The organism is Streptococcus parasanguinis, from assembly GCF_901875555.1.
In the GTDB taxonomy this organism is placed as follows: domain Bacteria; phylum Bacillota; class Bacilli; order Lactobacillales; family Streptococcaceae; genus Streptococcus; species Streptococcus parasanguinis_H.
The window spans coordinates 100,136-125,604 of sequence record NZ_CABFMD010000034.1; the positions used below are offsets into that span (position 1 = coordinate 100,136).

Here is a 25,469-nt window from a genome sequence, read left to right on the forward strand (position 1 = left end):
TCTCTTTTTATTTGGATAAATCACTTGCTAAAAGCCAACTTTTTTTATAGTATAACTAATATAATTTTGGAGGCGCTTGCAATGAAGAAAAATATGAAGTTAAAGTTATTTGGACCCCCTAAGGTTGTTTTCAATCAGAAAGATATTCGGTTTTCTTTCTCGAAGATAGAAGCCTTGCTTTATTACTTGGCAGTTATGGGCCAGGTCAACCGCGATGAAATCGCCGGTATTCTTTGGGGAGATAAGGAAAACCAAGTAGCTCGCAAAAACTTACGGAATACGGTTTACCAAGCCAATAAAATCTTTGAAGGAGATATCATTGTTTCTCCAAGTCGGAGCAGTTTGGCCCTTAATCCTGACTTGAGCCTTTCTTTGGATGTCAAACTCTTTGAAAGAGATCCACTAAGTGCCTTGGATCTTTATCGAGGAGACTTTTTAGAGGGTTTCTATGTCAAGGATGATGAAGACTTTAATCAGTGGGTTTCTCGAAAACGGGATGCTTATAGGAAGCTCTACGTTGAAAGTTGCTATCAAAAAATTGAAAAGGTCGGTTTTGGAGACTCTAGTATAGAACTCTTGCTCCATCATTTAGTAGAGCTGGATGAATATGAAGAGAAAAACTACCAGCTCTTGATGGAGTATTATAGTTTCCATCACCAGCTAGGAAAATTTTTCGAGACCTATTATAAGCTAGTCGATTTATTGGATCGCGAGCTCAGTGTGCGTCCCAGTCGAGCTATTGAGGAACTTTATCACTCCGTTTTGGAAGCTAAACGAACTCATAAACTGACCAATCGCTTAAATATCCGTGAACTTTCCTTTTTTGGCCGTAAACAAGAACTCTCGCAACTCGAGGAATACCTTTCCTTAGTCCAGACAGGTGAAGCGGTAGGACCTTTTCTCGTGATGGGGCAATCTGGAACAGGTAAGAAACGTCTGTTACGACAGTTGGTCTTGATGTCCAATCGCAGTTTTAACTTTATCAAGGTTGAAGGAAAAGCTACCAGTCAACGCTACGAAGGAAGCACCTGGAATGATCTCAGACAAGCTCTAGAGACACTGGAAGGAGAAATGGAGATTTCTCTTGTAGAAGAGAAAGATGATCTCACATCTGTATGGAATCAGCTTCAAGGTCTTAGCAAAGAAAAACCGCTCCTGATTCTACTTGAAAATGCCCAGTGGATTGACGCAGTCTCTCTAAAAAAAGTGAAACAATTAGAAGAGAGAAGAAAGCTGGACAAATGGCAACTGATTTTTACAGCTGAAGGGCCCTTGCCAGATTCCTTCGCCAGTTTCTTAGCAGGCTTGAAGGTAGAAAAACGCTTGTCTCAACTAGAATTGACCAATTTTGCACCAAGTGAAAGTCGTGCTCTCTTGAAAGGGGAACTGGGGGAGATAGAGCCGGTCGTGATGGAGCAGATGGTCGAATGGAGTGAAGGCAGTCCCTTCTTCCTGTCCAGCTATATCGAAGAGTGGAAAGATAATGAAAATTTAGAGCCCTTGCCGGATATCATTCAAGCCTATCTTTCTCAGGAGCTTGGGAATATGAGCAGTGAGGAAGAAGCTCTTCTTCATTACCTATCCTGTTTTCATAAGCCGATCTCCTTGTCTATCTTGGCTGATTTGACAGCTACAGAGCTTCCTGTTTTGATAGAATTAGTCGAGCCATTATCTGAAAGAGCGATCGTCTCAATCGTAGAAGAAGGGGAGGATCTCTTGGTTCAATTTTGCAAGCAATTGGTAGCCAAGTACTTCTACCAACTCCTCTCGCCAGCTAGAAGGCGCCTCTTCCACCAACAAATTGCGCAAAAATTGGAAGAAACCTTAGAAGATTCAACGGACCTTCTTCTTTATAAGGAAATTGCCTACCAATATAAGCAATCGCAAAATCTCTTGCGCTCCTTATCGTTTGAGTTGACTTACTTAGAAGAAATTCTTCAGCTGGAGCATGAACTGTTTCCGATTTATTCCAAGGCAGATGAGGGAGTCCTATCAGACGGTACAAATAGCCATTTGGATATTTTGGGGGAGTTATCCCGGCTGCGTCAAGGATTAGAAGACCTATTTTCAAGACACCAAAGAGATAGAGAATACAAGTATTTGCAACTGCGTTACTTGTACCTAGAAGGTCGCTATTTTATTCGAAATGGGGAGTATCAAGAGGGCATACATGATATCCAAAAGGTCATCTCCTTTGCACGGGAACTCAAACAGTCAGACTTCCTCTTAGAAGGCTACCGGCAAATCATTTATTATTGCATTCAAACAGAAAATATTTCTGAGATGGCCTATTATACAGATTTGGCTCTGGAAGATGCTATCCAAGCCAACAATCATGAGGTCATCGCGATCCAGTTGCGTTTGAAAGGTTTGTATCATCTGATGGTTGGGGATGAGGAGCAGGCGACCCGGCATCTGTACCGCTCCATTGATTGCTTTAGTTTGACCTATAGTATGCAGACCAAGTATGCCATTCAAATTGCGGCTTCTTTGGCCTACCTCGCTGAAATAGAGCAAATCAGGGGTCATTTCCAAGTAGCTGTTACCCACTTAGAAGAGGTTCTGCGTTTGGTGGAAGATCAAGCGGTTGATTCTGTCCGTGTTGTCTTTGATATTGATCTGGGCATCGCCTATTATTGGAAGGGAGATTTGATCCAAGCTCGCCTCTGTTTTGACAGAGCTCAGAAGATTTTGTCCAGTGTTCGCTTCCCTTGGAAGGAAGAATTGCTCGAATTTTATCAATCCTTAATCGCCTGTCAGCAAGGGGATCAAGAGAACCTTGCGGCTTATCTGGCTCGAAAAGAAAGGACGATGAATGCATCTGCTAATTCACGGGATAAGGGGATGGTACATTATCTACTGGCTTTCTTATCTAATCAAAAGGAAAAAGGAGAAGAACTTGATCCGGTCTTGATCCCTTACTTGAAAGAAGATAAGAATTACTACAAGAAGGTGGCAGAGCAACACTTGAATCCATACAGAGATCGTCAGTTTCTTAAGAAATTAAAAGACATGTAGGGTGCCTAAAAAATAAGGAAAGGATAAGTGGGCAGGACTCCTTTCGGATCTTTGTCGGAAAGACTACTGCATCTGAAAATAAAGAAAAAGCATAGAAATACTCTAGCAATGAGTGTTTCCATGCTTTTTTTGTGACTCGAAATGTTCTTAGTTCAGTTTTTGTTGCGCCAATATTTGGGTCAAATAAAAGATAAAGGTCGCAGCAAGATTTGAAGTATGATTGTCGATGTCATGAGGAGGAGAAACTTCTACGACATCAAATCCGATTAGCTTACCACTAGCAGCAATGTGTTGGAGAAGCATGAGGGCTAGTTTGGGATCGACTCCAAGTGATTGGATAGCACTAACACCAGGGGCAGAGCCAACCGCAAAGCAATCCATATCAATAGAAAGATAGACCGCTGTTTGGTTTTCTAAAAATTGATCGATTCGATCCAGAATGGCTTGGTGGCTCATCTGGAAGAGGTCTTGCCCGGTTAAGAAATCAATACTTGGTGTTTTAGCAACGTAATTAAAGAGGAAGAGGTTGTTATTGTGCTCTTGGATCCCAAGGATGAGGTAAGGAAAGTCCTGCCCCTTTTCTTTTGCATGATCAGCCATTTGACGAAAACCCGTTCCGGAGTTGGGACCAGTTTGGTCATAAGGGCGCAAATCAAAATGGGCATCCAGATTGATCACAGCCAGTTGTTCATTTTTTTCCAAACTGGATTGAATCCCTAGATAGTGGCCGTAAGCAGTTCCGTGACCGCCTCCTAGGACAATAGGTTGGATCCCTAATTGGTACATGCGCTGGATCGCTTGTGAGAGACTTTCTTGGAGTTCTTCTAGTGAATGGTTGGGCCCGTCAATATTTCCCACATCATACACTGTCACATTGGTTCCCCAGTGCCATGGAAGTTTGGCGATTTGAGAACGGATGGCTGTAGGACCCTCGACCGCTCCTACGCGCCCGTTGTTGATATAGACTCCTTTGTCGCTCTTAAAGCCGATGATCCCAAAGGTCATTCCCTCAAATGGAGTGAGGGTCTCGTCGTTTAGGTCTAAAAATTTGGTGACCATTCCCCATTTGGCTGTGTAGGGATTGTCCTCGATACTACCTTGGTAGTAGCTATAGGTCATTGGATAGTAGTTTGTGAGCAAGCTTGTCGCCTCCCTTATTTTTCTGAAAGCATGCAGAGGCTGAGAAGATCGCCAGCCTCTGTTTTTGCTTTATTCTTACTGTATCAGTATTGAATGCTTAAGTCAACTGCTTTTTCAATGGTTGCTAAAAATTCTTCGCTTTCGACAACAGCAGATGCTTTATTGAGTTCTTCAAAGATTTCGATATCTTTGTCAAATTCTATGAAGTTCAGTTTTTGGCGAATCAGATCATAAGCTGGTTTTGTACCTTTACCAAGTTCATGATTTTCTGGTTTGAGATCCAAGGCTTGGCAAGCTGCCATGATTTCAGTAGCAACAATGCGACGGGAGTTCTTAAGAATTTCTGCTGCTTTACGAGCGGCAGTGGTTCCCATGCTGACGAAATCTTCTTGGTTTTCACAAGATGGAATAGAATCGACACTAGCAGGGTGAGCCAAGATTTTATTTTCCGATGCAAGGGATGCACAAGCATACTGGGTAATCATGAAACCTGAGTTGAGGCCAGGGTGTTTGACCAAGAAGGATGGCAATTTGCTGAGTTGGCTGTTGACCAAGCGTTCCACCCGACGTTCAGATACGTTTCCGATTTCAGAAAGGGCAATACCCAAGAAGTCAAATGGTTGTGCCATTGGTTCACCGTGGAAATTACCACCTGAGATGACGTGCCCTTCCTTGGTGATGATTGGGTTATCCGTCACAGAGTTGATTTCGATTTCAACTTTTTCTTTTACGTATGCGATCGAGTCCTTGCTGGCCCCGTGAATTTGAGGAATACAGCGGAGTGTGTATGGATCTTGGACCCGTTGTTGGGTTGCAACGGTCGTGTTTTTACTTCCTTCAAGGAGGTTACGGATGTTGCGTGCGGTGGCCAATTGTCCACTTTGTGGGCGGATGGTATGAAGGTCTTCTTCAAATGGGCTGGTAATCCCATTGTGAACTTCCATTGAAAGAGCACCAGCGATATCAGAGAGTTTGAGCAATTGGATACCATCGTAAGTCGCAAGAGCACCGATACCCGTTAGGACGGTCGTACCGTTGATCAAGGCAAGTCCTTCTTTGGCAGCCAATTTGATCTTTTCAATTCCAGCACGATCCAAGGCTTCTTGGCCACTGAGAAGTTCTCCTTTGTAGTAGGCGCGTCCAAGACCTAGCATTGGTAAAACCATATGAGCAAGAGGAGCTAAGTCTCCAGAAGCTCCGAGAGAGCCTTTTTCAGGAATATAAGGAGTGACTCCTTTATTAAGTAATTCTAACAGTTTTTCAACAGTTGACAGACGAATGCCAGAATAGCCTTTCAAAAGTGAGTTGATACGGATCAGCATGATGGCACGAACGGCATCTTCTGGAAGTGGATCACCAAAGCCAGATGAGTGAGTCCGAATCAGGTTTTCTTGCAGTTGAACAGTATCTTCTGGAGAAATACTGACATTACAGAGGGAACCAAATCCAGTGGTCACACCATAGACGACTCGTTTTTCGCGGACAATGTCATCAACGATTTTACGGGATGCGATAACGGCTTCTTTGGCATGTTCATCAAGCTCACATTGGGCACCGTGACGAGCTACAGCGATGACTTCTTCGAGTGTTAAGCTATTGCCATCTAAATGAATCAATTGAGTCATATAAAACCTCCGATTATGAATAGTTGTTCTGTGGAAGTAGATGTGTTACTTCAGTTTGAATACCTAACATGAGCCCATTGTCTATTGATCTTAAGAAGTTTGAGAAGAGTCTTAGAGAAAAGTGCTCAGATTTGATATTCGTAGAGTCCTAGATGGACTCGGGAGCAAAACCGAACTTCACGCCCGTCTATGTTCCCATATACTGTGGAAAGAAAATTAGTCAGGTAGTGATTTCGATTTATGTAGTTTATCGCCGTGGAAAACAAAGTAAAGTCCACTTGCAATCACGAGACCGATGACCCCCCAAACAAAGTTCATTAGGTTGTCCCCTGCGATCATCAAGATACTGATCACAACAGCTAGAACAGGGATAACAGGACCAAATGGCATTCGGAAGGTAACCTTTTTGTCTGGGTACATTTTTCTGAGTTTGATGGCTGCCAAAGCAGTTGGAATGTATTGGAAGAAACGGAAGACAACACTAAAGGTTGCTAATGATTCGAAAGAGCCAGATAACAAGAGTAAGAAAGCGAAGGTGCCAGAAATGATAATGGCAATGACAGGGGCATTCTTAGAATTTGTTTTTCCAAGACCCTCTGGCAAAAGTTTTTCAGTTGCTAATGCGGCACCGAAACGAGGGACCATGATGGATTCACCAATGTTTAATCCAGCAATTGAAATGAGGGCTCCGTAAGAAACGAGTGGAGCTCCGATAGGGCCAATCATTTCGACAAATGCGTCTTGTACGGGTGCATCAGTTTGCATAATGCGACCACCCAGCATGGCGATTGTTCCAGCGATGATCAACATATAGAGAACAGATACAATACTGATAGAACCCAGAATAGCGCGGGGAACGTTTTTTTCAGGGTTGCGCATTTCCCCTGCAACGATAGACATGGTTTCAAATCCGATGAAACCGTAGAAGATGTAGACTGCTGTACTAGAAATAGAACTGAAGAGACTTGTTCCACTTTCCAATTGAAGGAAAGGTGTGAAATTGCCCTTGCTCACTCCACCAGAAATGAAGAAGATGGCAAAGAGAGAGAAGAGGACAATCGGAATTAATTTTGCAACAGTAGCTGTCAGAGTGAACATCTTAGAGGTTTTCAGACCGGCAATGTTCATCAGACTCAAGAGAACCAGCATACCGATACTGATCGGAAGGTTGTAGCCTTCAAATGCTGGGAAGGTAATGATGAAGATCTTAGCAAAGCCGGCTAACATGGCAGCCCAAGCGATGACGGTAACGGCCCAACCGAGAATCCCAACGTTAAAGCCGACGAAGTCTCCGAAAGCGGCTTTGGAGTATTGCATGGCTCCACCGTTTTTATCGAAGTAGCCAGCCGTTTCAGCCAGACAGGCTGAAAGTAGCATGACGAGAATGGCTACTCCGAACATAATAGCTAGGGAAGCTGGTCCGAGGCCGGAATAAATTTTTTGAGGGAGGAGGAAGATACCAGATCCGATTACGGCATTGATACCGTATAGAGTGGCACCGCTAAAGCTGAATTTCGCTTTTTCTTGTTCCTCAATCGACTGTTTATGTGCTCCGTTCATAATGTTTCTCCTTTGTGAACATTATTGTAGTCCAGTCCAGATAGCAATCGGTTGCTCCCCAGACTGATGGGGTAAAAACGTGATTGTCATCTCTTGAAGAGGAGATGGTTGTTCGATCACCAGGAGCTCGTGAGTTTGGAGAGTTTGAGTATGATTTGTTCCCCATGTGAGTGTTAGTGAACAAAGTGCATAGATCAATTGATAGCGACTTTGACTTTTGACACTCTCTTTTGGGAATATAGCACTCATATGCCCCTGATAAGAAGGCTTGTAGATCAAATTAAAGTCTTGACAAGTTCCTTGGCTAAATACAGGATCTCCCCCATTAAAGAAGTAGCTTTGAAAGGGGTTCAAAACCACTTCATTATGATGATGGGTAAGTCGAATGGAGGCATTCAAGGGCATCAAGATTCGGTGGTAGCCAGTGAGATCGGTAAAGTTACTTTTTTCAACCTCCACCGTTGCGGTGGAGAGGCGGAAGTCAAAAGTCCGATCTGGATAACTTCCTCCCTCAGGGGAGAGGAAGAGTTGGGTGGTTTGGCCACCGGACCAGGTAGAAATTTGATAATCTGCGGGGGTAAGATGAAGGATGGTCACCATAGGACGCCTTCTTTCTTAAAAGAGACCAGTGATATTGCCTTGGGCATCGATATCAATCTTTTCACTGGCAGGTACTTTTGGTAGGCCAGGCATGGTCATGATGGTACCGGTGAGAGCCACAATGAAGCCAGCTCCTGCAGCTACCTTGAGATTGCTGATTTTAACAGTGAAATCTTTTGGTGCTCCCATCTTCTTCGCATCATCTGAGAAGGAGTATTGCGTTTTTGCCATACAGATTGGATAGCTTGAGAAGCCAAGAGCTTCCAATTCTTTAAGTTCGCGTTTGGCCGATGGTGTTAAGCTAATGCCTTTACCACCATAGACTTTTGTAACGATCTTGGTTAATTTTGTTTCGATGCTGTCTTCTTGGTCATAGACATAAGAGAAGTGGTTTTCTTCTTGAGCTAGTTGAATGACTTTTTCAGCTAGGTCGCGTCCACCAGCGCCACCATTTGCCCAGACATCTGAAATGACAACATCTACATTGCGTTTCTTACATGATTCGTATACGGCTTCAAGTTCCGCTTCTGTATCCAGAGGGAATTTATTAATGGCAACGACCACAGGTAGGCCATAGACTTCTTGGATGTTGGCCAAGTGTTTGTCTAAGTTTGGTAGACCATCGATGACAGCTTGGACATTTTCGGTAGCCAAGTCCGCTTTGGCAACTCCACCATGCATCTTGAGGGCACGGATGGTTGCGACGAGGACAACGGCAGCAGGTTTGAGTCCTGCCATGCGGCACTTGATGTCGATGAATTTTTCAGCACCTAAGTCTGCTCCGAAGCCAGCTTCTGTCACAACATAGTCTGCATATTTGAGGGCCAGTTTAGTAGCCAGTACACTGTTACAACCGTGAGCGATATTGGCAAATGGTCCGCCGTGGATGATAGCAGGAGTATGTTCTAAGGTTTGTACCAAGTTCGGATGAATGGCATCTTTGAGCACAGCTGCCATAGCACCTCCAGCCTTGAGGTCTTTAGCTGTGACCGGTTGTCCCTGGTAGTTGTACCCAATAATGATGCGATCGAGACGTTCTTTGAGGTCAAGGATATTTTCTGAGAGACAGAGAATAGCCATGATTTCAGAAGCAACTGTGATGTCAAAACCATCTTCACGAGGAACCCCATTTGTTTTTCCTTGAAGGCCATCGACAATATGACGGAGTTGACGGTCGTTCATATCGACCACCCGTTTCCAGGTAATCCGACGAGAATCGATGCCCAACTCATTGCCATGATGGATATGGTTGTCAATCAAGGCTGCAAGGAGGTTATTGGCAATCCCAATGGCATGGAAGTCTCCTGTGAAGTGAAGGTTGATATCTTCCATTGGAACCACTTGGGCGTATCCACCACCGGCAGCTCCACCCTTGATTCCAAAGACAGGGCCAAGAGAAGGTTCGCGCAGGGCAATGACGGCTTTTTCACCAATAGCTGAAAGAGCATCGACCAAGCCGACAGAAGTGGTTGTCTTTCCTTCTCCAGCAGGTGTGGGAGAGATGGCTGTCACGAGGATCAGCTTTCCATCTTCCTTATCCTTGAGTTGTTCCAGTTGGTTGCTATCAATTTTTGCCTTGTATTTTCCGTAAAGCGAAATGTCGTCTTCAGTCAATCCAAGTTCAGCGGCGATATCTGTGATGGGCTTCATTTGGACAGAATTGGCAATTTCAATATCCGATAAAACCATAGAATCCCTTCTTTCTATTTGTTTGTTAGGTTTATGATAGACTTTCTAAAATAGTTTGGTATATGTTGTCTGCAAGGTCAGAACCTGTTTGGAGGAGTTCGAGACCCTTGCCGTGGTATTCTTGGACAAAGTCTTGGTCCTTGATTCCTGAAATGTTGATCAGGACGTTGAGCCAAGCCCCTTGAAGGCCAGCTTTGAGATTGAGAGCAGCAACTCCTAAGTCACTCGCCGCATTGGTGTTGGACTTGCCAACAGCTTCTTTGGTGGTTTCAAGCGCCTCGACGATGAGCTCCATCATAGAGAAAGGAGATACTGTCGCATGTTTCAAGGCTTTTTGCATGGCTTCACGACGAGCGGCTTTCTCTTCTTCCGTTTCTTTTGGAAGATCAAAGACAGCTGATACGATATTGAAAGCTTCTGTATCCTTGTCAATAGCTTCTAGTAACTGGTCTTGGAGGTGAGCGCTTTTTTCGTGAACCCCTTTGATATGGTCTTCGAATTCAGCGTATTTTTTCTTTCCAATGGTCAGTTCACAGACCATTTTTGTAAGGGAAATCCCATTCGCAGCGGATAGGGCAGCGGCAGAACCACCACCTGGAGCTGGAGCATCCGAACCAAGGACCTTGGCAAACTCTGTAATACTTAAGTCAACTAGTTTCATAGCTCCCCTTTCTAACCCAACAAGTGATTTTCCAAGACTTGTTTGCTGTAGTCAAAGTCTTCTAATTGCAAGTAGTATTCAGCAGAGTCGATCAAAGCCTTAGCAGGAGCGAGTCCGATAAGTTCTGTTCCGATGATGCGAACACCGTAGCGTTGTGCTTCGAAACGAACGGTTTCAACGACACGATACAGCGGGAATTGTTCTAAGTTGACCATGTTGATGGAGACTTGGGCGATGTTACGATCTTCTAGCATGACACCGATCGCTTTACAGTATTTGTATCCACCGCTTGATCCGCGAATGATTTTAGAAATTTTATTGGCAATATTTAGATCATCTGTGTCAAGGTTAATATTGAAAGCAACGAGTGGCATACGGACACCAACGGCTGTAACCCCTGCAGTTGGGTGAATCTTGCGTTCGCCGTAGTCTGGCTTCCAGTCTTCTTCCAACAATTTTTCTGGCATTCCTTCAAATTGTCCTTTGCGCACTTTAGCCAAGTTTTTCCGTTCTGGACGAGTTGCGGCATCTTCGTAAAGGAAGATTGGAATACCTAATTCGCGATTGATGCGTTCGGCCACTTTATTAGCGATTTCAACACATTCGGCTGTAGTGATATCTTTAACCGGAACAAATGGACAAACGTCCGTTGCCCCCATACGAGGGTGTTCGCCTTCGTGCTTGGTCATATCAATGTTTTCAGAAGCATATTTCACCAATTGGAAAGCCACTTCCTGAATGCTTTCTTCATCCCCAACGAGTGTAAAGACGCTACGATTGTGACTGGCATCAGACGAGTAGTCGAGTAAAGTGACACCTGGAATACTTTTTGCTGTTGCGGCTAATCCGTCGATCACAGCCTGATTGCGTCCTTCAGAGAAGTTTGGAATACACTCAACAATTTTTGCCATATGATTACCTCTTTTTATAGGAGAAGTTGGGGAGGAGAAGTCTTTGTATTTTCCTCCCCCTTCTCAGATTTTATTTTTTGATGTTAAAACAATTTTTGAACCGCATCTTTGACCAAATCTTCATCTGCAAGATAAGGAATGGTGATGTGGTCTGTTCCTGCATGGAGACGGTTGTACTCGATCGCTGTTTCAATAGCATGATCGTTCCGTGCCCAGTTCCGACGAGCAACCCCTCCCATGGTATCCCATGAAATAGCAGATTTGATAATTTCATCGATTCGGTGACTACCGTCTAGTACGAGACCAAAGCCACCGTTGATAGCTTTACCGATGCCAGTACCACCACCATTATGGAGAGCCACGAGACTCATACCACGAGCAGCGTTACCAGCGTAACATTGAACCGCCATATCACAAGTGACATTCGATCCATCTTTGATGTTTGATGTTTCACGGAATGGAGCATCTGTACCAGATACGTCGTGGTGGTCACGTCCGATCATGACTGGTCCAATCTTGCCTTGGCGAATGAGTTCATTGAATTTCAGAGCAATGTTGACACGACCCATACAATCTTGGTAGAGGATACGAGCTTGGGTACCAACCACCAGTTGGTTCTTTTCAGCATCGCGAATCCAGTTGTAGTTGTCGCGGTCTTGGTAGCGACGAGTTGGATCGATCGCTTCCATCGCTGCATGGTCGGTTGCAATCAAGTCTTCATGTTTACCGCTGAGGCAGACCCAACGGAATGGACCATATCCATAGTCAAAGAGCATAGGTCCCATGATATCTTCTACATAAGATGGCCAAATGAAGCCGTCCTTGTCATCCAAGCCATTCTTAGAAATTTCCTTGATGCCTGAGTCGTAAACAGATTTCATGAAGGCATTACCGTAGTCGAAGAAGTAGGTGCCCTTAGCAGTTAAATCTTTAATCACTGCGAAGTGACGAGCCAAGGTTTCATCTACCAAGCGATGGAAGGTTTCTTTGTCTTCTGCCAGCAAACGTGTCCGTTCTTCAAAGCTGATCCCAACCGGGCAATAGCCGCCATCATAAACGTTGTGACAAGAGGTTTGGTCAGACAAGAGATGAACATGAACTTGGTGTTCGTTGACATATTCGAGCAAGTCCACGATATTACCATGGTAGGCAATGGAAGTTGATTCACCAGCTTCCAGGGCTGCTTGAGCCAATTTCACAGCTTCTTCCGCACTGTCTGTCACTTGGCTAATCCAACCTTGAGAGTGGCGCGTTTCGATCCGAGAGCGGTCCACTTCAGCGACGATGGCAACCGCTTTTGCGATTTCAGCTGCTTTCCCTTGAGCACCGCTCATCCCACCGAGACCAGATGAAATGAAGAGTTTACCGGTCAAGTCGCCATCATCAGGCACGCCGAGTTTAAGACGACCAGCATTGAGAAGGGTGTTGAAGGTACCGTGAACGATCCCTTGAGGTCCGATGTACATCCAGCCACCTGCAGTCATTTGACCGTAGTTGGTTACTCCCATTTCTTCAGCGATTTCCCAGTCGCGCATATTGTCATACTCACCAATCAAGAGACCGTTGGTGATGACGACACGAGGAGCTTCTGGTTTCGATTTAAAGAGGCCAAGTGGGTGACCAGATTCAACGACCAAGGTTTGGTCTTCTGTCATCACTTCCAAGTATTTCTTGATCAAGTTGTATTGCATCCAGTTGGCACAGACAGATCCTGTTTCCCCATAAGTGACCAATTCATAAGGATAAAGGGCAATTTCAAAGCTCAAGTTGTTGTCGATCATGACCTGCATAGCCTTAGCAGCAGTGCATTTTCCTTTGTACTCATCAATTGGTTTTCCATAGATGCGATCTTTTGGACGGAAGCGATAGCCATAGATCCGACCGCGAGTTTTCAGTTCTTCCAGAAATTCTGGGATCAACTCTTGGTGGAATTTTTTAGGAATGTAACGCAAAGCATTTTTAAGGGCAATTTCGGTCTGAGCTTGCGTTAAGCGGAAGCCTCTATCAGGTGCACGACGGATGCCTTCTTGAAAAGTCGCCTTTTCAGGTAGGACATCAAAGTCAAGTTTGACAGACATAGCTGCTGCAATTTCTTTCTCGTCTATAAATGACATAGCAGAACCCTCCTTATTTTTGGATTGTGAATTTGTATTTTCTTTATTGTATCCAAGAAACGTCAATAAAGAGTCAAAAAAAAATATAATTGTTAATAAAGCAAAAAAAGATGAGGGGAAAACTTTTTGACTTTTTTTTGACGCTTTTTCTGTAGAATTGTAAAATGAATAACGATGGAAATAGAAAGGAATGTTTCATATGTCAGCTGATATCCTATTAACCCACTTTAACCAATTGTTTTGTCCAAATGATCTGGGTCATCCTCTCTATGGTAAGGAGATGGCAGAGGCAAAAATTCTTTCAGATGCTTATATCGCCATTAAAGATGGAAAGATTCTTGCAGTTGGGACAGGGCAACCAGCCCCAGAACTGATCGATGACCATACGGAAGTAAAATCCTATGAAGGAAAAGTTGCAACCCCTGGCCTGATTGATTGCCACACCCACTTAGTCTATGGAGGCAGTCGGGAGCATGAATTTGCTAAAAAGTTAGCAGGTGTTTCTTACTTAGACATCCTCGCCCAAGGCGGAGGGATTCTAAGCACCGTTCGGGCGACACGGGAAGCTTCCTTTGATGATCTCTATGACAAATCCGAACGACTGTTGGACTATATGTTGCGCCATGGGGTGACAACTGTTGAAGCGAAAAGCGGTTACGGTTTGGATTGGGAAACTGAAAAACGCCAGTTGGATGTTGTCGCTGCACTGGATCGGGATCATCAAATAGACTTGGTATCTACCTTTATGGCAGCCCATGCGATTCCTACAGAGTACAAGGGCCGTTCTCAAGAATATTTAGATCTCATTGTGGAACAAATGCTTCCGAAAGTGAAAGAAGGACAGTTAGCTGAGTTCTGTGATATCTTCTGTGAAAAAGGGGTCTTTACAGCAGATGAATCTCGCTATCTTCTTTCTAAAGCCAAGGAGATGGGCTTCAAACTGCGGATTCATGCCGATGAGATCGAATCCATTGGAGGTGTTGATGTGGCAGCTGAATTGGAATCCACCAGTGCCGAACACCTGATGGTCATTACCGATGAGGGAATCGAAAAACTGGCAAAAGCAAAAGTTATTGGAAATCTTTTGCCGGCAACAACCTTTAGCCTCATGGAAGATACTTATGCACCGGCTCGTAAGATGTTGGACGCTGGCATGGCTATTACCCTAACAACAGACAGCAATCCAGGATCTTGTCCAACAGCCAATCTTCAGTTTGCCATGCATCTGGGGTGCTTCATGATGCACCTAACTCCAGTGGAAATTCTCAATGCAGTGACCATTAATGCAGCCTATTCAGTAGATCGTGCTAAAACGATCGGTTCTTTCGATGCTGGCAAACAGGCTGACATTACCATCTTTGATGCACCAAATCTAGACTATCTCTTCTATTTCTTTGCGACAAATCTAGTGACAGATGTCTACAAGAAAGGTCAAAAAGTCATTTAAACTACTCTATTTCAGTCGAGACCTTGCTGGTTTGTAAAAATCAGCAAAGTCTTTTTTTAACTGTATCCCTGTAGGGAATGGGACCGCTTTAGTAGGAAATTAAAATTTGACGTTCAAAGAATATTTTTCTTACTTTCTAATGTACAAAAAGGGAAAATCTTGATAGAATAGAGGTAATATTGAGTATTTTCTTCAATATCATCTGTTTAACCTTAAAAAAACAGATTGTTTAAACTATTCATCAAACGAACAGGTTGTTCAACAAACCTGTCTAGAAATTGTGAGGAGACAAGATGACTGTCGATTATAACAGCAAAGCTTACTTGGATAAAGTAGACGCTTGGTGGCGTGCAGCCAACTACATTTCAGCTGCTCAAATGTACTTAAAAGATAACCCATTGTTGAAGCGTGAAGTCGTTGAAAATGACTTGAAGGCTCACCCAATCGGGCACTGGGGAACTGTACCAGGGCAAAACTTTATCTATGCTCACTTGAACCGTACCATCAACAAATACGACTTGGATATGTTCTACATTGAAGGACCAGGTCACGGTGGACAAGTGATGGTATCTAACTCTTACTTAGATGGTTCATATACTGAATTGAATCCAACTATCCCTCAAAACGAAGAAGGTTTCAAACACTTGTGTAAGATCTTCTCATTCCCAGGAGGGATCGCTTCTCACGCGGCGCCTGAAACACCAGGATCTATCCATGAAGGGGGAGAACTTGGTTATGCCCTTTCTCACGCTGTAGGTGCTGTATTGGATAATCCAGATGTGATTGCTGCAACAGTGATCGGTGACGGTGAAGGAGAAACAGGTCCATTGATGGCAGGATGGTTGTCAAATACCTTCTTGAACCCAGTCAACGATGGTGCTGTTCTTCCAATCTTCTACCTCAACGGAGGAAAGATCCACAACCCAACGATCTTCGAACGCAAAACAGACGAAGAATTGGCCCTCTTCTTTGAAGGTCTTGGTTGGAAACCAATCTTTGCAAACGTAACCGCTATTTCTGATGACCACGAAGCTGCTCACGCTTTGTTTGCAGAGAAATTGGACGAAGCGATTGAAGAAATCAAGAAAGTCCAAGCAGAAGCTCGTAAAGGTTCTGCAGAAGAAGCAACTCAACCAGTATATCCTGTCTTGATTGCTCGTATTCCTAAAGGTTGGACTGGTCCAAAAGCTTGGGAGGGAACACCAATTGAGGGTGGCTTCCGTGCTCACCAAGTTCCGATCCCAGTAGATGCTCATCACATGGAGCATGTGGATGCCCTTCTTTCATGGTTGGAATCTTACCGTCCAGCTGAGTTGTTTGACGAAACTGGTAAATTACTTCCTGAAATTGCTGAAATCGCACCAAAAGGTGACCGTCGCATGGCCATGAACCCAATCACAAACGCAGGTGTCATCAAACCAATGAACACAGCTGATTGGAAGAAACATGCCTTCAAGATTGAAACACCAGGTGCTATCATGGCGCAAGATATGATCGAATTTGGTAAGTATGCGGCAGACCTTGTGGAAGCCAACCCAGACAACTTCCGTATCTTTGGACCAGATGAAACCAAATCAAACCGTCTTCAAGAAGTTTTCACACGTACAAGCCGTCAATGGTTAGGACGTATGAAACCAGACTACGATGAAGCTTTGAGCCCTGCTGGACGTGTGATTGACTCTCAATTGTCAGAACACCAAGCAGAAGGAATGCTTGAAGGATATGTCTTGACAGGTCGTCATGGATTCTTCGCATCTTACGAATCCTTCCTTCGTGTCGTAGACTCTATGATTACGCAACACTTCAAATGGTTGCGTAAATCTAAGACTCACACGACATGGCGTAAAAACTACCCTGCCTTGAACTTGATTGCGACTTCAACAGTCTTCCAACAAGACCACAATGGTTACACTCACCAAGATCCAGGTATCTTGACTCACTTGGCTGAGAAAACTCCTGAATACATCCGTGAGTACTTGCCAGCAGATACCAATACCTTGCTTGCAGTGATGGACCAAGCCTTCAAGGGAGAAGATGTGATCAACTTGATTGTTTCTTCTAAACACCCGCGTCCTCAATTCTACTCAGCAGCTGAAGCTGAAGAATTGGTTCGTGAAGGATACAAGGTGATCGATTGGGCATCAACTGTTTCAGCAGATGAAGAGCCAGATCTAGTTATTGCAGCAGCAGGTACAGAGCCAAACTTAGAGGCACTTGCAGCCGTAACGATTCTTCACAAAGCCTTCCCAGAATTGAAGATCCGCTTTGTCAATGTTGTAGACATCTTGAAATTGCGTCACCCATCCGTCGATGCGCGTGGACTTTCAGATGAAGAGTTCGACAAGGTCTTCACTGCTGACAAACCAGTTATCTTTGCCTTCCATGGTTACGAAGGTATGATCCGTGATATCTTCTTCAACCGTCACAACCATAATCTTCGTGTGCATGGTTACCGTGAAAACGGGGATATCACAACACCATTTGATATGCGTGTCATGTCTGAGTTGGATCGCTTCCACTTGGCACAAGATGCAGCTAATGCAGCTCTTGGAGAAGCAGCAAGCGAATTTGCAGCTCAAATGGATGAAACAGTAGCCTTCCACAACGCCTATATCCGTGAAAATGGAGATGACATTCCAGAAGTTCAAAATTGGAAATGGGAAAACGTAAATAAATAAGAAGAAGAGCCGGAACAATCCGGCTTTTTTTCTTATTTAGACCGTCTTTTACATTTCCACTTGCTTTTTTTGAAACAGTTAAGCGCTGTTTCATCAGTTTGTGGAAGTCTTCTATCCACATAGGGTGGAATCACCTTGTGGATTGCATCAATGATGCTAGCGGTAAAAGAATTTTATATTTTTTAAAAAATATTTGATTAGCCCATCAGTAGCTAGGTGAATGATTTCCTAAAATAAAAAAGAATGCTGGAAAGTGGGATTGCTTGAGAAAGAAAATTACAAACGAATTCCAGTTTCTACAGTCAATCTGTTTTTATATCTCGGTTGACTATTAAGGGGTTGTTTGGTATAATAGGTTAACCGTATTTAAAAGTGAGGTTAACTAAAAATGAAACAACATCATACTTTTTCAATTGTTCTTCCAGCCTTCGGAGCTGCTATCATTGCTTCCCTATCACAAATCATCATTCCGATAGGAGCGGTGCCCATCACCTTACAGACCTTTGCTGTAGGACTGGTGGCTGCTATTTTTAAACCGAGGGAAGCTACTCTTGCTGCTCTCCTCTATCTTATTCTCGGTGCAATTGGTCTACCCGTTTTCGCAGGAGGTAGCGGTGGTTTTCAAACCTTCTTTAGTCCAATAGCTGGTTATATACTTGCCTATCCCCTTTTCGCCTTTATCACTTCTAAACTGACTAATGCTGATACACCCATTTGGAAAATCTTTTTGGCTTTTGTTTTAGGAGATGTCCCAGTATTTGTCGGTGGAATTCTCACCCTTCACTTCCTTGGAAATATGGGTTGGTCTACAGCCGTAGCTGTCGGTTTGACACCTTTTATCATTCCTGACCTGTTAAAAGGACTCATCGTCTCTTTGGTGACTAAGCCAGTTTTAAAAGCACTAAAAAATCATAACTACTTTAACTAAAAAAAGATTGAAGGCTCTGTTCACACGAACAATGTCTTCAATCTTTTTATTTTGCAAAATAAATGTCATAGTGTTTTGAACAAGCTGGGTTAAACCGACTGTGACAATGAGGGCAAGAGACAGATTTTTGATAGTTTTCAATAGTCATTTCATGTAGACAAACACCACAGATAACTACCTTATCCTGCCTTAAGTGGCAAGGATAAGCCTGATATTTATGATCCTCTATATGATCATGACATTGATAACAGGCATAATACTTTTGACAGTCATAGCATTTTAGGGCAAGAATATCTAGTGGAGAATGATAGTGTTGGCACCTACTTTCCTTGTCTACCAAGAGGCCATGAATTTGGGCTTCTGACAGACAAGGGGTAGAAGAGATGGCCTTGCCCAGGACATCAGGTTCCTGCTTTCTGAAAGTTTTTCTAGTGATTGTACTTTTACTATTTTCCATTAATCACATTATAGCACAAAGGATTTGTATTTATAGGAGAAAAGTATAGTCGATTCACATGATTCATTGTGTCTACCTTACGCTTCTACGTAACAATAGTTTTCAGTTCTTATTTGATGAACCTTTAGGGACTGATTTTTATTTTACAATTTAAACTATAGATCTAAGAACTAAAGAAAAGACAGCTGGATATAAGTTCGGAAATCAAGCGTTTTCTAGGGAAGATGGAAGAGTTTTCAAAGAAATATTGAAGAAAAGCCGAAAAAATAGTAAAATGGAAGAGCTGATTGCAGCAAATCAACTGTTCTGTTTTCTCCTCTTTGGAGAAGTGTCCTACATTAGAAAATGGAGTATTCTATGAAGAAAAAAGTTATCTTGAAAAGCAGTATCCTAGCGGTCGCTGCAGGTCTTAGTGTTTTTGCGATCAATAGCGTTTTTGCAGACGAATTGCCCGTGCAGTTTATGGGCGTCAATGACTTCCACGGTGCCTTGGAACAAACAGGGACAGCTCGTTTAGAAGGCGAAACTGTGAAAAATGCAGGAACAGCCCCACTTTTGGCAACCTACCTCAACGATTCGCAAAAAGACTTTGAAACGGAGAATGCCGGAACGCCAAATGCCAGCATCCGTGTGCAAGCTGGAGATATGGTCGGGGCTAGTCCAGCCAATTCTGCCCTCCTTCAAGATGAACCAACTGTTAAAGTCTTCAATGAAATGAACTTTGAATATGGAACTCTTGGAAATCACGAGTTTGACGAAGGACTTGGTGAATTCAACCGGATCATGAAGGGAGAAGCCCCAACACCTGGTCAATTCAATAAGATCGTCGATGAGTATCCTCATGAAGCTTCCAAACAAGAAATTGTGATTGCTAACTTGGTCGACAAGGATACCAACAAAATCCCATTTGACTGGAAACCTTATACCATTAAAGAAATCCCAGTCAATGATAAGACCGTTAAGGTCGGATTTATCGGGGTTGTTACGACAGAATTCCCAAATCTTGTTTTGCGTAAAAATCATGAACAATACCGCGTTTTGGATGAAGCAGAATCGATTGCCAAATATGCGCGTGAATTAAATGACCAAGGCGTTCATGCTATCGCTGTCTTGGCCCACGTTGCTGCAACAAGTAAAAATGGGGTAGCAGAAGGTCCTGCTGCAGACATGATCAAAAAATTAAACCAAATCTATCCTGAAAACTCAGTGGATATCGTCTTTGCAGGTCACAACCACCAATATACAAATGGGATGGTCGGCAATACCTTGATTGTGCAAGTAACTTCTCAAGGCAAAGCCTACTCTGATGTCCGTGGAGTCTTAGATACAGATACAGCTGACTTTGTCAAAGCTCCAACTGCTAAAATCATCGCTGTCGATCCTTCTAAAGGTAAAGCTAAAGATGCCAAGGTTCAAGCGATCATCAATGAAGCCGACGAGACTGTTAAAAAGGTAACGGAAGCGAAAATTGGTTCGGCAGAGAAAGCTGAAAATATTACACGGGAATTGAATGCGCAAAAAGAAAGTGCTGTTGGGGATCTGGTCACAGCCGCCCAATTGGATATTGCTAAAAAATCAGGTTATCCAGATGTAGACTTTGCCTTCACCAATAATGGAGGAATCCGTGCAGACCTTGTGGTGAAACCAGACGGAACAGTCACTTGGGGTGCGGCTCAAGCGGTGCAACCATTTGGAAATATTCTTCAAGTAGTCGAAATTACTGGAGATCAAATCTATAAAGCTTTGGACCAACAGTATGATGAGAAAGAACTCTACTTCTTGCAAATGGCAGGTATCAAGTACACCTATACAAAACCAGCCGATGCAACAGAAGAAAATCCATATAAGGTTGTGAAAGCTTACAAGGCAGATGGAACTGAAATTGATCGCAAGAAGACCTATAAGGCGATTATCAACGACTTCTTGTATGGTGGTGGTGATGGCTTCTCAGTCTTCCGCGATACAAAATTGATCGGTGCTATTAATCCAGATACTGAAGTCTTTATCCAATACATCGAAGATGTGAATAAGGCAGGGAAGAAGTTGTCTGCTTCAATCTTGGGTAACAAGACATTTGTGGAAAAAGTGGAAGAAGAAAAACCAACTCCAGAACCACAACCGGAACCACAGCCATCGCCAGTAGATCCAGTAAGTCCTGTCAATCCTGTAGCTCCAGTGGCACCAGTAAGTCCTGTCAATCCTGTAGCTCCAGTGGCACCAGTAAGTCCTGTCAATCCTGTAGCTCCAGTAGCTCCAGTAAGTCCTGTTAATCCTGTAGCTCCAGTGGCTCCAGTTAACCCAACGGTTCAACCTACAAGCCCAGCAGTGGCAGTCCAACCAGAAGCAACGGAAACAAAAGAAACAGCAACGGTTAAACCAGTCGCTGTCACTTATCATACAGGTGGTCAAGAAGAAGCAGTTGCTCAACCAGCAACCGGTCTTCCAAAAACAGGTCAAGAAGACTTGGCTTCTACAGTCCTTAGTCTCTTTGGCATGACCTCACTCGCTTTAGCAGGTTTTGTAGCTAGCAAAAAACGCGAAGGTTAACTGGGGATAGAAAGTATACAAACTGTTTTTGCATAAAAAATTAAATGATTCTGCAATAGATATCATTTACTCCCTACTGGGACTTTCCGCCGTGAGAAAAGTGCTTGAAACAATATTGTTTCAAGCACTCGGGAGTTTTGAAACCTTAGGTTCAAAACTAAGTCATGGAACTTTGAAGAAGTTCGCTGACGTCCGTTCTCACCTAAGGAAAGTTTCTCAGAATACTTTGACTTCAATCTGAAACGTCCGTTCTTTTAAGAAACGGACGTTTTTCATATCTTAGGCTGTCTTCTCTATCCAGACACTGCGGACAAAGAAGAGGCTGATCAGAGCTAGTGCTAGAAAGGCAACTCCAAAGTAATAATAGGGCTGATCCATTGTGGTGGAGCGACCAGAGAGGTTGACAATGCCTCGGTAGAGGGCTCCTGTTGTGAGAGTAGCCACTCCGGAATTCCAAAGATTGAGACTCAGGCGAGAGAAGCCTTTGACGAAGAGCTGTAGAGCTACTAACAGTGCCCCACCGATCAAAGGAATCAAGAAAAGGTAGTGCATGAAGGCCGAAGTTTCTCCAAAACTAAAGTGTTCATAGATGCGACTTCCAACGAAGAAGAAAGCTGAAATAAGAGGATACCAGAGAATCGTTTTTTTCAAGCGTTTTTTAATGGGATTAGTAACCGATGTAGACAATGTCACTCACCGCCCTTTCTGAGATAGTACCATTTGTTGTTGGTTTGTTAATAACTTGGCCATTGAAGTAAAGGGTAGAAGATCCACCCCCATCCAAGTTGTAGGCTGTTTTAGCGCCATAAGACTTCATCACTTCCGCTAATTGGTAGAGAGATAGTCCTTCACTTTCTGAAGTCCGTCCATCTGACACGACGATAATGTAGTGGTTTTCGTCGATGATCCCAATCGCTGTACGTGGGTTGGATGCCATGGATTGTCCAACTTCTGAGTTGGTGTCTACCGTAATCTCACCATTTTCAACTAAGGAAGGACCGAAAGCGAGGAGATTGACGACCCCGTCTTTGACCAATTGATCCGCAGAGATCTCGTCTTCATAGATAATTTTGAAGGATCCATCCTTATAAATCGCCAGGTCCCCATTGCTTGAATCTTCCCGAACGGTATCTCGATAGACCACACCGTTTCGGATGACGTATCCTGTGTTGTTAGCCCCGTAATAGTCACCGTTCACTGCTAGAATAGCACTGTTGTTGGCGGCTGTGACGGAGGTCTTAGCCGTTACATTTGTCCCGTAGGTGTTTTGTGCAAAGGCTGTTTTCAGATAATCTGCCGAGCTGACTGTGATATCTGCGATGTAAACCTGGGTATTTTCAACTGTTTTTTCTGTTAAAGTCACCTGGATATTGTCATCTGAATAGCTGGTATCCGTCGTTGTAGCTGAAGCAGCTGCTTTTTTGGCTGCCTTAGTGTCCGTAGTCGTAGCTTTTACGGTTTGGATGGCATCGGATAAGACAAAGGTCTTGAGCATCGAGTAGCTAAAACCGCTGGTCAAAAGAAGGCCAAAGCAGGCAGCATAGGTATAGGATTTTTTAAAGAATTTCATGGTGGGGAGCTATCCTTTCTTTGAAGATTACTTTTTTCTGGATCACCCATGAGACCAGAAAGAGGAGGAAGCCAACGACAATTTTACTGATCAGGAGATTGAGCCCGAAAGCAGTATAGAAGAGTCGAATCAAGAGCGTATCGAGAATAAAGAGGCCTAGGGCTAGACCAAAGTAGCCACTTCCTGTTTTAGCGACGCTGTCTTTATTCTTAAAAACCAGGTGCTTGTTAGTCGAGTAGTTAAAAATGGAACTCGTCACACGAGCGATCCCGTTTGCTAGGAGAATGCGAAGACTAATGGGCACAGCCATCATTACAAAAAGGAAGAAGGCATAGACCAGATAGTCAACGATAAAACTACTTAGAGAGGAGAGGGCAAATTTAAACATGTCCTTGTAGATCATGAGGCCATCTCGGATAGGTCGGAAGTGGGAACCTTCATTGTCATTGATATAGACTGTTTCAATCGGAACTTCTAGGATGGGGAAGGACTTGCTTGCTGCAAGGAGAACATTCATTTCATATTCATAACGCTGTCCGTCAACCTCAAGCATGAAAGGCAAGAGATTCGTAGTAAAAGCCCGTAAACCTGTTTGGGTATCGCTGATTGCCACTCCGGTTTGTTGTTTGAAGAGGAAACGAGTCAATTTATTCCCGAAGGCAGAACGCAAAGGAACTTGGCCAGAAAAGGCGCGTGCTCCTAAAATAAGTGCTCCAGGATGTTCTTGAGATTGGTTAACAACCCTGAAAATATCCCAAATTTTGTGCTGACCGTCTGCATCAGCTGTAACAATGCTTCCATAGGTACCTCTTTCTAGGATGTATGCATAAGCAGTTTTGAGGGATTGCCCTTTTCCTTGGTTGTGCTCGTGGGTCAGGACTGTCGCAAGCCCGTCCAATTTGTCAAAAATCACTTTCTTGTCGGCGTCACTTCCATCGTCGACGACGATGATGTGGAGATCACTCTTAGCGTGAACCAGGCGAACCAATTTGACAAGATTCAGATCCGGTTGATAGGCGGGGATGATAAGATAATTCATAATCGTTCCTCGTTTCTTGAGATTTGTTGTAGCTAGTATAAAGACTCAAGCTTAAAGCTAACTGATATCAGTTTTCTTTAAGAAAAGGGGACAGGAAAGGAGTATCTTTCCTTCTATTAATTGCCATTTTTAAGGGGAAGTTTTCCTTCAATATCGTAGGGTGTGTAAAAAATGATGTTTCAAATCCTAAAGATAATCCTTGCCTTTGTTCGAAAAGTCTGGTATAATAGTTTCTTGTGAGTAAACCTCACTTACCCCTTGCAAAGACTTGGGGTCATTAGTCCAAAAGGAGGAACATTATCAATGGCTAAATACGAAATTCTTTATATTATTCGTCCAAACATTGAAGAAGAAGCTAAAAACGCTTTGGTAGCACGTTTCGATTCTATCTTGACTGACAACGGTGCAACTGTTGTTGAATCAAAAGATTGGGAAAAACGTCGTCTTGCATACGAAATCCAAGATTTCCGTGAAGGACTTTACCACATCGTAAACGTTGAAGCGAACGACGCTGTAGCTCTTAACGAGTTCGACCGTCTTTCAAAAATCAACGGTGACATTCTTCGTCACATGATCGTAAAAGTTGACGCGTAAGAAATCATCAGAGGTGACTTATGATTAACAATGTTGTACTTGTCGGTCGTATGACCCGTGATGCTGAACTTCGTTACACTCCAAGCAATCAAGCAGTTGCTACTTTCAGCCTAGCTGTTAACCGCAACTTCAAGAGTCAGAATGGAGAGCGCGAAGCCGATTTCATCAACTGTGTGATCTGGCGTCAGCAAGCAGAAAACTTAGCCAACTGGGCTAAGAAAGGTGCTTTGATTGGGATTACCGGTCGCATTCAAACACGTAATTACGAAAACCAGCAAGGTCAACGTGTTTATGTCACTGAAGTCGTAGCAGACAGCTTCCAATTATTGGAAAGCCGTGCAGCACGCGAAGGGCATGCAGCTGGTGGCTATTCATCAGGCAACGGTGGTTTTGCTGGAAATGCAGCCCCAAGCTTTGGTGGATCTGAACCAAGCAATGCAGCGCCAAACTTTGGTCGTGAAGAAAATCCATTTGGAGCTAATCCAATGGACATCTCAGACGACGATCTTCCATTCTAAGAATGGGTTTAACGAATTAAAACTATAAAGGAGAATTAAACATGGCTCAACAACGTCGTGGCGGATTCAAACGCCGTAAAAAAGTTGATTACATCGCAGCAAACAAAATTGAATATGTTGATTACAAAGATACTGAGCTTCTTAGCCGTTTCGTTTCAGAACGTGGGAAAATCCTTCCTCGTCGTGTAACTGGAACTTCAGCGAAGAACCAACGTAAAGTAACAACAGCTATCAAACGCGCTCGCGTAATGGCTTTGATGCCTTTCGTAAACGAAGATTAAAAAAGAGGTCCGGTGTGAACTGCACCCCAAAAGTTAGACAGAAAAATCTAACTTTTGGGGTGTTTTTATTATGAAATTAACTTATAAAGATA

General features: G+C 43.5%; 20 protein-coding genes. 8 read left to right on the forward strand and 12 right to left on the reverse strand.

Annotated features, from left to right (window positions below; translation table 11 throughout):
* Positions 1–81 precede the first annotated feature (81 nt).
* Complete coding sequence (locus tag JX304_RS08930; protein WP_205012198.1) at positions 82–3,018, forward strand: AAA family ATPase; 2,937 nt, start codon at positions 82–84, stop codon at positions 3,016–3,018.
* 147 nt (positions 3,019–3,165) lie between these two features.
* Here JX304_RS08930 and hutG read toward each other — a convergent pair whose 3' ends face one another.
* The 8 genes from hutG to JX304_RS08970 all read right to left on the reverse strand — a co-directional run bounded on the left by hutG (position 3,166) and on the right by JX304_RS08970 (position 13,318).
* Entirely contained in the window at positions 3,166–4,158 is a 993-nt protein-coding gene (gene hutG, locus JX304_RS08935) for a formimidoylglutamase (protein ID WP_205012200.1), read from the reverse strand.
* Between the two features lie 83 nt (positions 4,159–4,241).
* On the reverse strand, positions 4,242–5,783 hold the full coding sequence (hutH, locus tag JX304_RS08940) for a histidine ammonia-lyase (RefSeq protein WP_205012202.1): 1,542 nt from the start codon (positions 5,781–5,783) through the stop codon (positions 4,242–4,244).
* Positions 5,784–5,999: 216 nt separating this feature from the next.
* Positions 6,000–7,343, reverse strand: coding sequence for an APC family permease (locus tag JX304_RS08945; RefSeq protein ID WP_205012204.1), 1,344 nt, complete (start codon positions 7,341–7,343; stop codon positions 6,000–6,002).
* Between the two features lie 21 nt (positions 7,344–7,364).
* Entirely contained in the window at positions 7,365–7,943 is a 579-nt protein-coding gene (locus JX304_RS08950; protein ID WP_205012205.1) for a HutD/Ves family protein, read from the reverse strand.
* A gap of 15 nt (positions 7,944–7,958) precedes the next feature.
* Positions 7,959–9,632, reverse strand: a complete 1,674-nt coding sequence (locus tag JX304_RS08955; protein ID WP_205012206.1) for a formate--tetrahydrofolate ligase — start codon at positions 9,630–9,632, stop codon at positions 7,959–7,961.
* A 31-nt stretch (positions 9,633–9,663) separates the two neighbouring features.
* Complete coding sequence (locus tag JX304_RS08960; protein WP_205012207.1) at positions 9,664–10,293, reverse strand: cyclodeaminase/cyclohydrolase family protein; 630 nt, start codon at positions 10,291–10,293, stop codon at positions 9,664–9,666.
* An 11-nt stretch (positions 10,294–10,304) separates the two neighbouring features.
* Positions 10,305–11,204, reverse strand: a complete 900-nt coding sequence (gene ftcD, locus JX304_RS08965) for a glutamate formimidoyltransferase (protein ID WP_205012208.1) — start codon at positions 11,202–11,204, stop codon at positions 10,305–10,307.
* Positions 11,205–11,287: 83 nt separating this feature from the next.
* Positions 11,288–13,318 carry a urocanate hydratase gene (locus JX304_RS08970; RefSeq protein WP_205012209.1) on the reverse strand — a complete coding sequence of 677 codons (2,031 nt, stop codon included), beginning with the start codon at positions 13,316–13,318 and terminating at the stop codon, positions 11,288–11,290.
* A 199-nt stretch (positions 13,319–13,517) separates the two neighbouring features.
* Here JX304_RS08970 and hutI point away from each other — a divergent pair, with 199 nt between their 5' ends.
* The 3 genes from hutI to JX304_RS08985 all read left to right on the forward strand — a co-directional run bounded on the left by hutI (position 13,518) and on the right by JX304_RS08985 (position 18,371).
* Complete coding sequence (gene hutI, locus JX304_RS08975) at positions 13,518–14,765, forward strand: imidazolonepropionase (protein WP_205012210.1); 1,248 nt, start codon at positions 13,518–13,520, stop codon at positions 14,763–14,765.
* 293 nt (positions 14,766–15,058) lie between these two features.
* On the forward strand, positions 15,059–17,443 hold the full coding sequence (locus tag JX304_RS08980; protein ID WP_205012211.1) for a phosphoketolase family protein: 2,385 nt from the start codon (positions 15,059–15,061) through the stop codon (positions 17,441–17,443).
* 388 nt (positions 17,444–17,831) lie between these two features.
* A complete protein-coding gene (locus tag JX304_RS08985; protein ID WP_205012213.1) occupies positions 17,832–18,371 on the forward strand; it encodes a biotin transporter BioY in 540 nt (179 codons plus the stop codon).
* Positions 18,372–18,417: 46 nt separating this feature from the next.
* Here the strand turns inward: JX304_RS08985 and JX304_RS08990 are convergent, their stop codons facing one another.
* On the reverse strand, positions 18,418–18,738 hold the full coding sequence (locus JX304_RS08990) for a CHY zinc finger protein (RefSeq protein ID WP_205012223.1): 321 nt from the start codon (positions 18,736–18,738) through the stop codon (positions 18,418–18,420).
* Positions 18,739–19,185: 447 nt separating this feature from the next.
* Between JX304_RS08990 and JX304_RS08995 the strand changes: the two genes are divergently transcribed.
* Entirely contained in the window at positions 19,186–21,375 is a 2,190-nt protein-coding gene (locus JX304_RS08995; RefSeq protein WP_205012215.1) for a surface-anchored 5'-nucleotidase, read from the forward strand.
* A 279-nt stretch (positions 21,376–21,654) separates the two neighbouring features.
* Here JX304_RS08995 and JX304_RS09000 read toward each other — a convergent pair whose 3' ends face one another.
* Genes JX304_RS09000 through JX304_RS09010 form a run of 3 tightly spaced genes read right to left on the reverse strand, consistent with a single transcriptional unit; the run spans position 21,655 to position 23,984 of the window.
* A complete protein-coding gene (locus JX304_RS09000; protein WP_205012224.1) occupies positions 21,655–22,062 on the reverse strand; it encodes a hypothetical protein in 408 nt (135 codons plus the stop codon).
* Positions 22,043–22,945 carry a phosphodiester glycosidase family protein gene (locus JX304_RS09005; protein ID WP_205012216.1) on the reverse strand — a complete coding sequence of 301 codons (903 nt, stop codon included), beginning with the start codon at positions 22,943–22,945 and terminating at the stop codon, positions 22,043–22,045. Before JX304_RS09005 ends, JX304_RS09000 begins: the two co-directional genes overlap by 20 nt.
* Positions 22,932–23,984 (reverse strand): bifunctional glycosyltransferase family 2/GtrA family protein, encoded by a 1,053-nt coding sequence (locus JX304_RS09010; protein ID WP_205012217.1) that lies wholly within the window; start codon positions 23,982–23,984, stop codon positions 22,932–22,934. The genes JX304_RS09005 and JX304_RS09010 overlap by 14 nt, the downstream gene beginning before the upstream one ends.
* Before the next feature lie 303 nt (positions 23,985–24,287).
* Here JX304_RS09010 and rpsF point away from each other — a divergent pair, with 303 nt between their 5' ends.
* From rpsF to rpsR, 3 genes are read left to right on the forward strand one after another with little or no spacing between them, the layout of a single operon-like run.
* A complete protein-coding gene (gene rpsF, locus JX304_RS09015; RefSeq protein WP_003005040.1) occupies positions 24,288–24,578 on the forward strand; it encodes a 30S ribosomal protein S6 in 291 nt (96 codons plus the stop codon).
* 20 nt (positions 24,579–24,598) lie between these two features.
* Positions 24,599–25,096, forward strand: a complete 498-nt coding sequence (locus tag JX304_RS09020; protein ID WP_049515946.1) for a single-stranded DNA-binding protein — start codon at positions 24,599–24,601, stop codon at positions 25,094–25,096.
* A 41-nt stretch (positions 25,097–25,137) separates the two neighbouring features.
* Entirely contained in the window at positions 25,138–25,377 is a 240-nt protein-coding gene (rpsR, locus tag JX304_RS09025; RefSeq protein WP_000068664.1) for a 30S ribosomal protein S18, read from the forward strand.
* The last annotated feature ends 92 nt before the right edge of the window (positions 25,378–25,469 follow it).

Coding starts and splice junctions, on each gene's coding strand:
- JX304_RS09010 (WP_205012217.1), bottom strand. CDS start 23,984: ATGAATTATCTTATCATCCCCGCCTATCAACCGGATCTGAATCTTGTC.
- JX304_RS09005 (WP_205012216.1), bottom strand. CDS start 22,945: ATGAAATTCTTTAAAAAATCCTATACCTATGCTGCCTGCTTTGGCCTT.
- JX304_RS08980 (WP_205012211.1), top strand. CDS start 15,059: ATGACTGTCGATTATAACAGCAAAGCTTACTTGGATAAAGTAGACGCT.
- JX304_RS08960 (WP_205012207.1), bottom strand. CDS start 10,293: ATGAAACTAGTTGACTTAAGTATTACAGAGTTTGCCAAGGTCCTTGGT.
- JX304_RS08955 (WP_205012206.1), bottom strand. CDS start 9,632: ATGGTTTTATCGGATATTGAAATTGCCAATTCTGTCCAAATGAAGCCC.
- hutI (WP_205012210.1), top strand. CDS start 13,518: ATGTCAGCTGATATCCTATTAACCCACTTTAACCAATTGTTTTGTCCA.
- JX304_RS08970 (WP_205012209.1), bottom strand. CDS start 13,318: ATGTCATTTATAGACGAGAAAGAAATTGCAGCAGCTATGTCTGTCAAA.
- JX304_RS08995 (WP_205012215.1), top strand. CDS start 19,186: ATGAAGAAAAAAGTTATCTTGAAAAGCAGTATCCTAGCGGTCGCTGCA.
- ftcD (WP_205012208.1), bottom strand. CDS start 11,204: ATGGCAAAAATTGTTGAGTGTATTCCAAACTTCTCTGAAGGACGCAAT.
- rpsF (WP_003005040.1), top strand. CDS start 24,288: ATGGCTAAATACGAAATTCTTTATATTATTCGTCCAAACATTGAAGAA.
- rpsR (WP_000068664.1), top strand. CDS start 25,138: ATGGCTCAACAACGTCGTGGCGGATTCAAACGCCGTAAAAAAGTTGAT.
- JX304_RS08950 (WP_205012205.1), bottom strand. CDS start 7,943: ATGGTGACCATCCTTCATCTTACCCCCGCAGATTATCAAATTTCTACC.
- hutH (WP_205012202.1), bottom strand. CDS start 5,783: ATGACTCAATTGATTCATTTAGATGGCAATAGCTTAACACTCGAAGAA.
- JX304_RS08985 (WP_205012213.1), top strand. CDS start 17,832: ATGAAACAACATCATACTTTTTCAATTGTTCTTCCAGCCTTCGGAGCT.
- JX304_RS08930 (WP_205012198.1), top strand. CDS start 82: ATGAAGAAAAATATGAAGTTAAAGTTATTTGGACCCCCTAAGGTTGTT.
- JX304_RS08945 (WP_205012204.1), bottom strand. CDS start 7,343: ATGAACGGAGCACATAAACAGTCGATTGAGGAACAAGAAAAAGCGAAA.
- JX304_RS09020 (WP_049515946.1), top strand. CDS start 24,599: ATGATTAACAATGTTGTACTTGTCGGTCGTATGACCCGTGATGCTGAA.